Genomic DNA, 13,153 nt, shown 5'->3' with positions numbered 1-13,153 from the left:
AGGCCCCGATAGGCTTGTATGCATTTATCTGAGGCTTGTTTTTAGTTGTTAGGTAAGTGCATTTTCTGTTTGCGTTTACCTAGAGCTGGTTTTTAGCAGCTAGGTAAGTACATTTTCTGTTTGCGTTTACCTAGAACTGGATTTTAGATGCTAGGTATATGTATTTTTTTCAAAAAATAAAAACCGGATATCGCTTGTAACGCCGATGTCCGGTTTAATTCTTGGAGCTATTCTTGTTTTGGTCCGAGGGCGAAAGTCATTTCGAGTTCACAGGCTACTTCGCCTTCAACTGTTGCGACGCCTTTGCCTTTGCCGATTGAGCCGCGCACACGAGTCATTTCCACTTCAAGGCGAAGCGTATCGCCGGGGCGAACTTGGCGCTTGAAGCGGCAGTTGTCGATGCCACCGAAGAAGGCTAAGCGTCCGCGATTTTCTTCTTTTTTAAGCATGGCCACAGCACCCACCTGAGCTAAGGCTTCCACAATCAAAACGCCAGGCATGACTGGGAAATCTGGGAAATGTCCGTTGAAAAATTCTTCGTTGGCAGTGACGTTTTTGATGCCGACTGCTCGCACCCCTTCTTCAACTTCTAAAATTTTATCAACAAGTAAAAATGGATAACGGTGTGGAATGATTTGCTTTATTTCATCAACATTTAACATCATTATGACCTCCTCATAATATTTGGTACTTATTTTATATTGTACTAAAAACACCATCAAAAACAAACATGGATTTTTGGACAAATGAAAAGGAAGGGTTGTCCCTTCCTTGGTCATTCTTTGTTGATGAGGTCGACGATGTGGGTCCAGGTTGATTGTTTCAAAACTTCCCATGGATTTCCTCCACCAATGATGCCGTAGCCAACCATCGCACCCACCACAAGCGCAAAGACTAATAATAAGAAAATGATGACGAGGCGGAGCCAGATTGGAATGAGGCGAATCTTTGCGTGTCGGAAAGTTAGCTGTTGTTGCTGCTGTTGTTCTTCCTCAGGGTTTTCTGTTGTCCGTTCTTTTTTAACTTGTTCTCTTGTTTGATTCACTTTAGGGGCAGCGCCAGCGCTTGAAGCCTGTGATAGCTCTGAAGCTTGTGGCTTTGCAGACGTCTGCACTTGTGCTTGATTTCCGTTTGCCGCTTGTGCCTGGTCAAAGTCTGCCGCCGTTTGAGTCTGTTGGTTTTGGTTTGGCGTGGTGTCAGGATTATTTGTGTTTATTTTATTATCAATTTGCGGGGCCGGCTTAGTTTGGACCGCTACCGCTGAGCCATTTTGGCCAGCTGAGGCCTCTTGTTGGGCCGTTTCCGGTTTTGTGTCGGTTACTGACATTTTTTTACTCCTTTAGGATATTCCGAGTATACTTACCTTTATTTTATTCTATTATAAGAAAATTTTGCAGAATAAACATTAGATTTTGCAGAAAAAGGTCAGAAATTCGTGAGATGGCAGTTTTTGGGCAATGCATGGTGGGGTTTTTATCATCGGAAAATGAGGAATGTTCGGCAGTTCTGGTTTATATATTGAAAAATAAAAAGCCCAGCATTCCTTGGTGATTTTTCCAAAAAATGCCAGACTTGAAAATCATTTTATCCGAATCGTCTTGATGGGATTTTGTCGATGTTATCTAACATAATACCTGTGCCGATTGCTACGCAATCCATTGGGTTTTCGGCAACGAGTACTGGTACTTTTAGTTCTTCCGCTAACAGCAGGTCGATTCCGTGCAACAGTGCGCCACCACCTGTTAGGATGACGCCGCGGTCGATGATGTCGGCAGAAAGTTCTGGCGGAGTGCGCTCAAGGACGCTTTTTGCCGCCTGTACAATGACTGCAACTGATTCGCGAAGTGCCGCTTCGATTTCCGCAGAGCGAACAGTGATGGTGCGTGGAAGTCCAGATACCATGTCACGGCCACGGATTTCCATTTCTTCGTCGCGAGATCCTTTAAAGACTGTCGCAATATTGATTTTAATATCTTCAGCAGTACGTTCGCCGATTAATAGCTTGTATTCGCGTTTGATGTAGTGAAGGATTTCCATATCGAATTTGTCACCGGCCATTTTGATGGAAGAAGATGTAACGATGTCTCCCATTGAAAGTACTGCGACGTCAGTTGTTCCGCCACCGATGTCAACAACCATATTTCCGCTTGGTTGGAAAATATCCATACCTGCTCCAATTGCAGCAACTTTTGGCTCTTCTTCTAGATAGATTTTTTTGCCGCCGCTCTTTTCAGCAGCTTCTTTGATTGCTTTTTGCTCAACGCTAGTAATGTTGGTTGGACAACAGATTAAGATGCGTGGCTTAGATAAGAAGCCTTTCACGTTGAGTTTGTTGATGAAATGCTTTAACATTGCTTCTGTTACATCAAAGTCAGCAATTACTCCGTCCTTTAATGGGCGGATGGCAACGATATTACCAGGCGTACGGCCGACCATGCGTCTAGCTTCTTCACCAACGGCTAATACTTTATTTGTATTTTTATCGATCGCCACTACAGACGGTTCATTTAGTACGATACCACGGCCTTTAACATGGATTAACACGTTTGCCGTACCTAAGTCGATTCCAATATCCCTAGCAAACATTTCTTTCGTTCCTCCTTGAAACAATTGGCCAGTTCCAGCTTCCTTCTTATACAGTTGCCTTCACTGCTTTATCTACGAGCACAGTTCTGTCCTAATTTTATATTTTAACATATTTTACCCAAAAGGAATAATGAAATTGTCAAAATTAGTATTATTTTTGATGATGTTTGTCAAAATTAGTAGAAAAATATTTATTGACATCGTTTTCGGTGATTATTTTAGGCAAAAAAAAGAACCTGAGCCCTGTTTCAAGCTGGTTCTTGTCAGTCATAGCCGTCATCTCCGTTATTAAACTCTATGCTGTCAGGGGGTACTTTCGTTTGTTTAGTTGAATATGGGTTATGTTCGGTTGTTCTAAAATCCTTATTTTGTTCACAAAATTGTCGTACTATTGTACCGGTTCTTCTTCAAACTCCTCTTTTCGATATTTTAATTTCGTTGCTTCGCCACCGCGGAGGTGACGGATTGATTTATGATAATCCAATATTTCCTTCACTTCATTTGCCAGATCGGGGTTGATTTCTGGAAGTCTTTCTGTCAGGTCTTTATGGACTGTACTTTTGGACACGCCAAACTCTTTCGCGATGACGCGAACTGTTTTCCTCGTTTCCACGATATACTTTCCAATCTTGATAGTTCTCTCTTTGATGTAATCGTGCACACCACTCGCCCTCCCTAAATTGAAGATGAGAAGCGTGAAATGAGATCCGCTTTTTGCCAACCCTAATGCTGTCAATCCGCATGTGGTGTCATAGGTATATCTGAACTGGTTATGGAACATATTCCATGCGGCAGAAAGCGTTTACTTTCTGTAGTTGTGTAATATAATCGTATCTCCAACTATAATCGCTGCCTGCGTACGACTCCTCACCTCAAACACTTCCTTTGTAAGGTTTGTAACAGTTTATTAGAGCGGGGACGGGAATATGCACAAAATAGTGAAACAGGACGGAAAATTTTTGCAAAATTTAGAAATTTTCATTTAGGAGACCGGTGTTTTTGGTGTAAATGAGTCTGGCTTTACATACTTTTGCTCTGGGGGAAGATTGAGGGGCGAGTTCACTGCGTTTGAAAATAAGCGGACAAATTCCGGTTAAATTAGGAAATTCCTAAATTTCCTTAACAATAAGGGAAGTTTTTCCGCTTAAATGATTAAAATCTTTAAAATTCGGCTTATTTTGAGCAGATAAGCGGAATATCTCCGCTTATCTCAGCTTATTTTGTTACCAGCTAATGCATTAAGCGGAAAATTTCCGCCTATGAATTCTAGTGATTTTCCGAAATGTAAATGCCGTTCATTACATGATATGCATTGATGAAGGAGGATTTTAACATAATTGGGGGGATATGTTTATTCAGATCTATTTTAAAAATAAAAATAAAAAAGCCCACAGGAGGAGCTTTCGGTCTGGAGGAGGTCCAATCCAGGTGCTCGCTTATGTGGGCTTTTGTGATAGATCAAGGATTCGTTTTTACGAAACCGCTTGATTAGGAATTCATGCTGGATTCAACTGGTTTTTTGCTGTTTTCAGCTGGCTTGCCAGGTTCAGCATTTTTGTCTGATTCAGTTGACTTATCGTCTTCAGATTTGCCGCTGTCATCTTTTGATTTTTCATCAGATGGCGTGCTTTCGTCTGTTGACTTTTTGTCATCTGCTGGCTTGCTACCTTCTGTTGACTGCTTGTCTTCAGCAGGTTTGCTATTTGTTGTTGAATCTTTTTCTTCTTTTACATCTTTATTGTCAGTGGCTTTTTTGTCATCAGTTGTTGAGCTGTCATCTTCTGCAGCCTTATTTGCCTTTACGTCAGCGTCTTGCAGGGCGCTAAGTGGCTTGTTGATAAAATCTACAGGGTTGACAGGCACGTTATCTTTGCGAATTTCAAAGTGTACGTGAGTGCCAGCTTTTTCGTTGTACAAGCTCTTTCCTGCAGTCGCAATTGCTTGACCTTGTTCGACTTCGTCACCGGCTTCAACTTCGATATCCGTAACAGATGAATATTGTGTTACAATACCTTTATCGTGTTCGATTTCGATGACATTTCCTAGTAGAGAGTCTTCTCTGACGTCAGTTACGGTTCCGCTAAGGGCTGCAACAACGTCGAAAGCTTTTTTGTCTCTCATCGTAATGTCGATACCAGTGTTTGGATGGTAAGAGTTTTTGTACTCTATTAAAGCTGCTACTTGCTCTTCCTTTTTGCCGTCAAATTCATAGAATTGTTTTTGAATGACGACATCTTCAGGAGTGCTAACAGGCATCACGAAGTTTTCCATTGCGCGGTTGACTTCGATTGCTGGCTCTTCGTTGATTTTTTTGCCAGAAATGTCTGATGCGTTGTAGTCCAGATTTTCTGAACCTAAATCTTTACTATTTTGATACCATAGGATTCCAGTTAGGATGATTGCGGCGCTTGCGATGTAGATTGCTGGAATCACCCAACGTTTTTTGAAAAAGCGAATTATACTAGAATCCCGAGAAGAATTTTTCTTTTCGTCCTCTCTCATTTTCATCACCTCTGCAATCATTGTGAACACAATGCGAGAATAATATACATTTGCTTAAAAAAATTTTTTGGTCTTATTTTTCGACACAGATGTGGGTTTTATACATGGAATGTAAATATTTTTTCAAGGAGTATTTGGGATGTTTTTTGTGAAGTGGATTTTTCGGATTTTGCCGTTTGCTTATATGGTGGCGGTGTGGGTTATGTCGAGCATGCCTAGTAATGCGGTGGTGGAGCTGCCGATTCTGAGTGTGGATCGATTTATTAAGGAGTCTTTGCATTTAGTGGAATTTGCAATTTTGTTTTGGTTGTTTGTGGCGGCATGGTTGACTTTGGGTGCTGATGAGGGTGAAGGTGCTGGTACCGGTTCGGGTACAGGTGCGAAAACCAGGCAGCGAGTTTCGTTTACAGCGAGGGTGAGCCTGATTTTAGCGATTGTGGCGGGGGCGTACGGGATTGTTGATGAGATTCATCAGTCGTTCGTACCGTACCGCTCAGCGACGGTGATTGATGCTGTGAAGGATTGGACAGGGGTGCTAGTGAGTTTGTATTTGGTTCGGGTGGCATATTTTGGTGATGGCACGCGGTTCGTGAGGTTACGTAAAGTTCTGAAGGGGTTTGAGGGGATGTTTGTTCGGGTTCGAGGCTAGGTTGTGGTTTATCCTTATTTCATAAGGACATTTTCGGCATTTCTGAGTGTAGTTTTGGTCTTATGAACACTTCATAAGGACATTCCCGGCTCTCCTGAGTGTAGTTTTGGTCTTATGAACACTTCATAAGTCCATTTTCGGCATTTCTGAGTGTAGTTTTGGTCTTATGAAACCTTCATAAGGACATTTTCGGCATTTTTGGATGTGGTTTTGGTCTTATGAGCCCTTCATAAGGTCACTTTTGGCATTTCTGAATGGGATTTTGGTCTTATGAAACCTTCATAAGGACACTTCCGGTGCTCCTGAGTGTAGTTTTGGTCTTATGAACACTTCATAAGTCCATTTCCAGCATTTCCAAATCTAGTTTTGGACTTATGAAAGTTACTAACACCTGGCAAGACGAATGACCATTTTTCTTTTACCAAAAATCAACAAAATAAACAAAAAGCAGTCGCTGGGCTATGCAGCGACTGCTTTTTCTATTTCTTGGCGGTGATTTGGGCAAGCATGGTGTCTGAGGCCGCAACCTCAACACCTTGATAATAGTGTTTTACAATTTCTTGGTAGGTTTTACCGGAGGTGGCCATGCCGTTAGCACCGTATTGGCTCATTCCGACACCGTGGCCGTAACCTTTTGTATTAATGACGATGTTATCCCCTTTGACGGTCCAGGTGAAATCAGTGGACTTCAAGCCAAGCTTCTCTCTGATTTCTTTTCCCGTTAAGGTTTTGCCATTAATTTTGACTTTTGCGACGCGCTTACCGTCAGTTCTCTCGATAATCGTCCCAACGGAGTCTTTGCTGGCTAATTTTACACCGAGCTTTGCTTCAAATACTGAAATGGTAAAGATTTTTTGATCAGAGAATTTTGGAGATTGCTTATCCCACGGACTTTCGACGCTGCGCAAGTATGGGAAGGAATTAGACCAGTAATCCTCTGAGTTTTCGGTATAGCCATTGCTCGTTGAGAAAAATGTGGCGGTGATTGGCTCGCCATTATACGTGATAATTTGACCGGCTGTTTGGGCGACAGCTTCCTTAATTTTTTTGATTTTCCAGCTATAATCGGACTTCCATAAGTTTCTGAGCTCGGTGTCGTTTTTGTAAACCTGGTGGAGCTCTGTATCGGCGGTGTCTGCACCATCGGGAAGACCAACCCGATTTTGGGTGAGCATTTGCTTGACGATGTAGGTCCGTGCCGTTAGCGCCTGAGCTTTCAGGGCCTCAATTTCGAAGTCTGCCGGCATTTCAGCAGCAACGACGCCAATTACGTATTCCTCAAGCGGGAGCCTTTCCATTGCCTGAGAAGCGGTCCGATACACCGCTACCTCGACCCCGTAATCAGTTGGTTGTTGTTGGCCTGCTACAGCCTGACTGCTTTCAGTTGGGTTTTGAGCTTGATTCTGTCCGTTGGGTTGCTTTTCGCCGAGTTTTCCGCTTGCCTGGTCCTCATTAAAAGGAAGCACTAGTATGGTCGGTACGAGGAGTGTTACTACAATTAACAAAGCCGTGACTACGATGTAAAGTTTGACTTTTGTCATGTCTGAGCCTCCATAAGAAAAGGTAACGCCAGCGGTGGCCCTGCTTATCTTTAACGCGTTGCAGTATCGGGGGACTGTCCCCCGGCGCAGTAGCGCAGCACAGCAGTGGGGGACTGTCCCCCATTACCGCGTCGTTTCATTCAATCTTATGGTTGCAGACAGGCTTTTATGACAAAAATCGGCTATTTGAGTCGGATGACTTTGATGAGGTAAATGACAATAGAACTAAAGATCACACCGAAAAAAATGGGCAATTCCCACACCCCAAGTCCAAACTCACTTCCCTTTGCAATTTGAATGCTTTGGACACTGAGGTAACAAAAGGAGCAGGCTAAGAAAAATTTCAGGAAACTCAACAGTGACCGAGCATATTTATATTGGTTTTCCGCATTTTGCTCAGTGAAATTAATATAATTGTAAATATGTGGATACTTCTCAAGAATGGTCAGCGGCAGCCACAGCACTATGCCCATGATGGGCAGTATCCAAACTTCAGTTTTGCTGCCCCAGCGGTCTACTTCACCAGCGGCGTTAAAATGTCCGGGGAATTTTTCTGGCAAATCTGGCCACTCTATTATGATGTACACGATATTACCAACAAGAAGCAGCAATGAAATGATTGTACTAAGCTTTTGTAGTGGGGTAACTGGAATATCAAGTTTCGGACGAGTTGGTGGGGAAAATTGATTATATTTCTGGTGGTCCATATTTACGCATCCTGCCTTTCCAAAAGAATTCAATCAATCTTATTATAGCTAATTATCAAGGCTTCGGCGCTTTTCAACAAACACAAAAACCGAAGCCTGAGCATAACTCAAACTTCGGTCGTCATCCATACAATATTTATTTTACAAAAAGCTAAAAGCAAAAAATTACGCATTTAAGTCTGAAACAATCTTAGTTTCATGAATTAAGCTGACTTCTTCTTCTCTGACGCGCTCGATATCGGCACCTAAAAGACGAAGCTTCTCGTGGAAGTCCACGTAGCCGCGGTCTAAGTGTTTCAACTCAGTCACGCGTGTCATGCCATCTGCAACAAGACCAGTTAGAATCAATGATGCAGCAGCACGCAAATCAGTTGCCGCAACTTCTGCGCCTTGCAAATTAGATGGACCATTCATGATTACTGAACGACCTTCGATTTTGATGTCAGCATTCATGCGACGGAATTCTTCAACGTGCATGAAGCGGTTTTCAAATACTGTTTCGGTAATCATGCTCGTACCGCGCGCCCGCAACAATAATGCCATCATTTGTGATTGCATATCTGTTGGGAAGCCTGGGTGCGGCATGGTTTTAATATCCACTGGTTTTAATAGGTCTGGGCCAATCACGCGAACACCATCGTTCTCCTCAATGATCTCCACGCCCATCTCTTCCATTTTGGCAATAAGCGATGTTAAGTGCTCTGGAACTGCACCTTGCACAAGCACGTTACCACCTGTAATTGCGGCAGCTACCATAAATGTTCCTGCCTCAACTCGGTCAGGAATGATGGTATGATCTGCACCGAACAGGATGTCAACACCCTCGATTCTGATTGTGCCAGTACCAGCGCCACGAACCTTCGCGCCCATTGCATTTAGGAAATTAGCTAAATCAACGATTTCTGGCTCCTTCGCTGCGTTCTCGATCACTGTTGTGCCAAGAGCAAGCGATGCGGCCATCATGATATTTTCCGTTGCACCAACGCTTGGAAAATCAAGATATATTTTCGCACCTTTAAGGCGATCCTTTACTTCGGCCTCGATAAAGCCGTTGCCAACCTTTACTTCTGCTCCCATTGCTTCAAAACCTTTAAGATGTTGGTCAATTGGACGTGAGCCAATCGCACAGCCGCCAGGAAGAGCGACCCGCGCACGGCCATTTCGTGCCAATAATGAACCCATCACTAATACAGATGCACGCATTTTACGAACGTATTCGAATGGCGCTTCATCCTTTAATGGTTTTGAGGCATCTACAGTTACTAAATTATTGTTAAACTCCACTCCGGCATTTAAGAAACGTAGCACTTCATTGATCGTGTATACATCGGAGAGAGCTGGTACATCACGAATTACGCTTTTTCCGTCACTTGCTAATAATGTTGCAGCGAGCACAGGCAAAACGGCATTTTTTGCCCCTTCAACTTTAACGGTACCGCTAAGCCTATTTCCGCCGCGGACGATGATTTTTTCCAAAGTGTATTCCCCTCCGCGTCCATATTCTCTATATTAATATTCAATCGTAATGATCGGTGTGCCAACAACAAGGGTCGTCTTTGTGCCCATTCCTTGTGTTCGCAGCGCCAATTGTAAGTTGATGCTTTCCTGGTTTCTTTTTAGCGATTCGGCGAATAAAGGCGAAGCTGCCGTTACAGAAATAAATGAGCTTTCAGATAGTGATTCTATTTCATTCGCATTAAATGCTTTTAGTAAACCATCTTTTGTCAGCGACAAAGTCGATACCATCTTATCATCTATTTCCGCCTTGACACAAGAGAAAATTTGCGGTTTGTTGCGAAAAATGTTAGAAAATGTCGAAGGTAACCCAGTATTTAAATAATTTACCGTATGCTTTGTCCAGACCGGACCTTTCAACTCGTAAATAACATACGCCTGGGTGCTTTGTTTTGTGTGGGTCGAAACAATTTTGACACTTTCTTGGAGTGTGGAATGGTCTGGGGATTTAGCCGTGGCCTCCCAATGAGCCTTATCGCTTGCTTCAGTCCAGTCCCATGTTGGAAATTGTTCCCTTAAGCTCTTAATGTAATTTTCTACATCCTTCGAATTTTTAACGCTAGTTAATTTTTCTCTTGCATGAATGGACCATTCGGCGATTTCAATGTTTTCGCCTTGTAAACGTTCCGCTAAAGTAATCAAATCACTGGCTTCCGGTGCGTTAGAATTCGATGATTTAGTTGCTTCAGTCGGACGATTCCCGAATTGCACAAGGATAATACTAATAATGACTAAAATTACCACTTTATTTATATGTTGTTTCATTTCGAACTCCTCTCCTTACTTACATTGTTACCTGAAGAGGAGCTTGCATACTTGGGAATTGTCGTCACTTTTTGACAATCCGTTCTGCAGGTGTTCGACTACCTTTTTTTGTAAAATAAAGCCTGTCTTTTGTTATGACCTTGTTTGATCAATGAAACTCTTTTTTGGCGTTTATGCTTAGCTTTTTTATTGTAAAATCAAGCTGTTATGTTGTTTCGATTCTTATGTAAATAAACAACACCACCATGAATTGTACTGAATAAGTTTACGTTTGGGAACATGTAGGAAGACCTATATTTTTACCAAATCGCTGTATCGATGGTAAAAACATTGCAAATGTTCACTTCCTCTTTATTTTCGACGTATTTCCATTCAAAGTATTAGAACATTAATGGAAGTTGCTGTGACCAAAGTAGATAGTCTAGGAAAAAATTACTAACTGTAGAACCGAGAACAATCGATAATATTATATATAGCACTCTAGCTTGGATGACGTGATTTTTTTTGATGACCTTTTCGATTTGCAGTGCTTGGACAGCCCACCATGCTAAACCAATAAAGACCAGATGCGAGATGATACTGAGCAGTGCTTGCTGTCCCATGTCGGTAATCATTTTGTTGACCTCTCCCTTCTTTCTTTCTCCGCTTACCCTTGATAGTTATAGACGAGCGAGTTGTGAAAAAGTTTCATTTTTTATGGAATGGTTTGAATGTTGATTTCCGCTCCAGGCACTTCGCTTTCCGCGGGGCGGGCGGTGAGCCTCCTCGGCGCTTTAGCGCCTGTGGGGTCTCACCTGTCCCGCTACTCCCGCAGGAGTCTTCGTGCCTTCCGCTCCAATCAACTGCAAAATTTATCTACAAGTAATAATACAATTAAACGGACAAAACCACCTTAGCTTTTGAAGGTGGTTTTCTTATGTTGATTTTATTCTTCAATTAACTCTCGGATTTCGACTGTTGATTGTTGTTCGAGTCCTGGGTCTCTTAAATGAACGGTTGCTGTTCTGCCGTCTTCATTTATTGAATCAATCCAAACGGACACCCCATTATATTTTACATCAATTTCGGCTGAGGATGAAAGGATTTGTCTCACTCTATTTGCGTCCATATCGCACACACTCCCTTTAAGATAAGAATCCATTCTAGTTTTTGAAGGGAGGCACATATTATGTATGGAAAATTCGGGTCAACATTTACAGTGCACAAAAAAAGAAAGGAGCAACCGTACGCTCCTTTCTTTTAAACCCCTTTTAATTGAATCCGTGAAAATTCTATCCCAAGAAATTTAATAAACTTTGTTCGCAATTTAATTTTACCCTAAATTCGGCAATGTTTCCATTTTTTTGTCCAAGTTGAAGTGATAATTATTGCTGAAAGAAATCAGCAAAATTTTTGAACTGAGTATCAATGAATTCATAAGCTGTGTCTGGCGCTACCCCTAACACCAATGTTCCAATCACACAGATAACGATCACAACGGCTACGCCTACCGGAATTTTAAGCTTCGGAGCATGTACTCCGCCTTCAGCCGGACGGAAGAACATTTGCGTCATGATGCCGAAGTAGTACACATACGATACGACCGTTGCGGCAATCATAATCGAAGCCAATACATAATGGGCGGGATCATCAACCAAGGCGCCCATGAAAATGTTGAGCTTTCCGATAAATCCTGCTGTACCAGGGAAACCAGCCAACGATAAAATCGAGATTCCCATCGCCACAGCCAAGAGCGGTGAACGGCGGTATAAACCGGCAAAATGCTTAATGTCTTCTGAATCTTGACCACGAGTTACGATACCAATAATTGCAAATGAAGCTAAGTTCATAAATAAATATGCTGCTAAATAGTACCATAATGTATTAAACATAAATTGTAAGGTCACGAAGCATACCAATAAATATCCAGCGTGAGCAATACTTGAGTAAGCAAACAATCGTTTAACATTGCGTTGACGTAGTGCGACAACGTTTCCGATTACCATCGTTACGCCAGCTAAAAACGCAATGTAATCTTGAAGTTGATAGAAAATTGGCATAGAGCCTGCACCACTCGTTGGGATGCGGATAAATATGAATAAGAACATCCGAGCCATCAGCACAAAGCCGGCAGTTTTCGAAACAACACTCAAGAACGCGGTTACCGGTGTTGGTGCCCCTTGGTAAACGTCCGGAGCCCACATATGGAACGGTGCTGTTGCTAACTTGAACGACAAGCCGACGAAGACGATGAAGAATGCTAGTCCAAGCAAATAGACTATTTGCGTATCTGCGACAGCCTGAACTGCTCCTGCCACCTGCATTAAATTGGTTGAGCCAGTTAAGCCATACACGTAGCTCAAACCAAACATCGTGATCGCCGTTGCAATACTTCCGTTTACAACGTATTTCATTGCTGATTCGTTGGAATGTAAGTTTTTCTTTTTCATACCAGCAAGGATATAAGAAGAAATCGACAGCAATTCCAAACCAACGAACATCGTAATGATGTCACCGCTTGACGACATGATCATCGCACCTAACAGCGCCGTTAGGAATAAGTAGAAATACTCACCGCGATACTCTTCTAGTCCCTCTTTTGTATCATCACTGATTGCTAAAATTAACACTAATGCCGCACCGCCAAGCATTAACAGCTTAAACGCCTTAGCAAATGAATCAAGACGGAACGTATCATATAAAATCGAGGTGACATCAAGCTGGAATAAGCCAGCTAATGAAACCATTGCTAGTAAAATACCAGCGACACCAAGCCAACCAAGATAGCGGCGGTCGACCGATTTTGGCATGAACAAATCAAGTAAGGACATGATGGTTGCCACAATCAGGATAATGAATTCAGGAGCCATGATTCTCCATTCAAACGATAATAGTGTATCTAGATCCAT

General features: G+C 42.4%; 13 protein-coding genes. 1 reads left to right on the top strand and 12 read right to left on the bottom strand.

All coding sequences use genetic code 11. The features are described from left to right. Positions 1–227: 227 nt before the first annotated feature. From fabZ to spoIIQ, 5 genes are all read right to left on the bottom strand, one after another. Positions 228–662, bottom strand: coding sequence for a 3-hydroxyacyl-ACP dehydratase FabZ (gene fabZ / locus HHO41_RS07370; protein ID WP_169097168.1), 435 nt, complete (start codon positions 660–662; stop codon positions 228–230). A 113-nt stretch (positions 663–775) separates the two neighbouring features. Further along, positions 776–1,327, bottom strand: a complete 552-nt coding sequence (locus HHO41_RS07365) for a DNA-directed RNA polymerase subunit beta (RefSeq protein WP_169097034.1) — start codon at positions 1,325–1,327, stop codon at positions 776–778. Between the two features lie 257 nt (positions 1,328–1,584). Then, complete coding sequence (gene mreB, locus HHO41_RS07360) at positions 1,585–2,586, bottom strand: rod shape-determining protein (protein ID WP_169097032.1); 1,002 nt, start codon at positions 2,584–2,586, stop codon at positions 1,585–1,587. Between the two features lie 388 nt (positions 2,587–2,974). Further along, complete coding sequence (spoIIID, locus tag HHO41_RS07355) at positions 2,975–3,247, bottom strand: sporulation transcriptional regulator SpoIIID (protein ID WP_147534418.1); 273 nt, start codon at positions 3,245–3,247, stop codon at positions 2,975–2,977. A gap of 827 nt (positions 3,248–4,074) precedes the next feature. Then, entirely contained in the window at positions 4,075–5,094 is a 1,020-nt protein-coding gene (spoIIQ, locus tag HHO41_RS07350) for a stage II sporulation protein SpoIIQ (protein ID WP_348981239.1), read from the bottom strand. A 133-nt stretch (positions 5,095–5,227) separates the two neighbouring features. On the opposite strand from spoIIQ, the gene HHO41_RS07345 reads away from it, so the two are divergent. Further along, a complete protein-coding gene (locus tag HHO41_RS07345) occupies positions 5,228–5,737 on the top strand; it encodes a VanZ family protein (protein WP_169097029.1) in 510 nt (169 codons plus the stop codon). Between the two features lie 479 nt (positions 5,738–6,216). Here the strand turns inward: HHO41_RS07345 and spoIID are convergent, their stop codons facing one another. The 7 genes from spoIID to nuoN all read right to left on the bottom strand — a co-directional run bounded on the left by spoIID (position 6,217) and on the right by nuoN (position 13,153). Then, positions 6,217–7,278 carry a stage II sporulation protein D gene (gene spoIID / locus HHO41_RS07340; protein ID WP_169097027.1) on the bottom strand — a complete coding sequence of 354 codons (1,062 nt, stop codon included), beginning with the start codon at positions 7,276–7,278 and terminating at the stop codon, positions 6,217–6,219. 182 nt (positions 7,279–7,460) lie between these two features. Beyond that, entirely contained in the window at positions 7,461–7,985 is a 525-nt protein-coding gene (locus tag HHO41_RS07335) for a DUF1648 domain-containing protein (RefSeq protein WP_169097025.1), read from the bottom strand. A 165-nt stretch (positions 7,986–8,150) separates the two neighbouring features. Next, a complete protein-coding gene (gene murA, locus HHO41_RS07330; RefSeq protein ID WP_169097023.1) occupies positions 8,151–9,461 on the bottom strand; it encodes a UDP-N-acetylglucosamine 1-carboxyvinyltransferase in 1,311 nt (436 codons plus the stop codon). Between the two features lie 33 nt (positions 9,462–9,494). Further along, a complete protein-coding gene (locus HHO41_RS07325) occupies positions 9,495–10,265 on the bottom strand; it encodes a YwmB family TATA-box binding protein (RefSeq protein WP_169097021.1) in 771 nt (256 codons plus the stop codon). Positions 10,266–10,645: 380 nt separating this feature from the next. After that, positions 10,646–10,879: a DUF1146 family protein gene (locus tag HHO41_RS07320; protein ID WP_169097019.1), complete on the bottom strand. Its 234-nt coding sequence runs from the start codon at positions 10,877–10,879 to the stop codon at positions 10,646–10,648. 311 nt (positions 10,880–11,190) lie between these two features. Then, entirely contained in the window at positions 11,191–11,373 is a 183-nt protein-coding gene (locus HHO41_RS07315) for an H-type small acid-soluble spore protein (RefSeq protein WP_169097017.1), read from the bottom strand. A gap of 256 nt (positions 11,374–11,629) precedes the next feature. Beyond that, the gene (nuoN, locus tag HHO41_RS07310; protein WP_169097015.1) at positions 11,630–13,153 is read right to left on the bottom strand and encodes an NADH-quinone oxidoreductase subunit NuoN; all 1,524 of its coding nucleotides are present in this window, start codon (positions 13,151–13,153) and stop codon (positions 11,630–11,632) included.

It is taken from the genome of Bacillus sp. DNRA2, assembly GCF_012843265.1.
Classification (GTDB): Bacteria; Bacillota; Bacilli; order Bacillales; family Cytobacillaceae; genus Bacillus_BU.
The sequence above is the reverse complement of the archived record's forward strand: the minus strand, read 5'-3'. Positions and strand labels throughout refer to the sequence as shown.

What these genes read in the sequence shown, in the direction of transcription:
- fabZ (WP_169097168.1), bottom strand. Translation starts at nt 662, where the DNA reads ATGTTAAATGTTGATGAAATAAAGCAAATCATTCCACACCGTTATCCA.
- HHO41_RS07365 (WP_169097034.1), bottom strand. Translation starts at nt 1,327, where the DNA reads ATGTCAGTAACCGACACAAAACCGGAAACGGCCCAACAAGAGGCCTCA.
- mreB (WP_169097032.1), bottom strand. Translation starts at nt 2,586, where the DNA reads ATGTTTGCTAGGGATATTGGAATCGACTTAGGTACGGCAAACGTGTTA.
- spoIIQ (WP_348981239.1), bottom strand. Translation starts at nt 5,094, where the DNA reads ATGAAAATGAGAGAGGACGAAAAGAAAAATTCTTCTCGGGATTCTAGT.
- HHO41_RS07345 (WP_169097029.1), top strand. Translation starts at nt 5,228, where the DNA reads ATGTTTTTTGTGAAGTGGATTTTTCGGATTTTGCCGTTTGCTTATATG.
- spoIID (WP_169097027.1), bottom strand. Translation starts at nt 7,278, where the DNA reads ATGACAAAAGTCAAACTTTACATCGTAGTCACGGCTTTGTTAATTGTA.
- HHO41_RS07335 (WP_169097025.1), bottom strand. Translation starts at nt 7,985, where the DNA reads ATGGACCACCAGAAATATAATCAATTTTCCCCACCAACTCGTCCGAAA.
- HHO41_RS07325 (WP_169097021.1), bottom strand. Translation starts at nt 10,265, where the DNA reads ATGAAACAACATATAAATAAAGTGGTAATTTTAGTCATTATTAGTATT.
- HHO41_RS07320 (WP_169097019.1), bottom strand. Translation starts at nt 10,879, where the DNA reads ATGATTACCGACATGGGACAGCAAGCACTGCTCAGTATCATCTCGCAT.
- HHO41_RS07315 (WP_169097017.1), bottom strand. Translation starts at nt 11,373, where the DNA reads ATGGACGCAAATAGAGTGAGACAAATCCTTTCATCCTCAGCCGAAATT.
- nuoN (WP_169097015.1), bottom strand. Translation starts at nt 13,153, where the DNA reads ATGGATCTAGATACACTATTATCGTTTGAATGGAGAATCATGGCTCCT.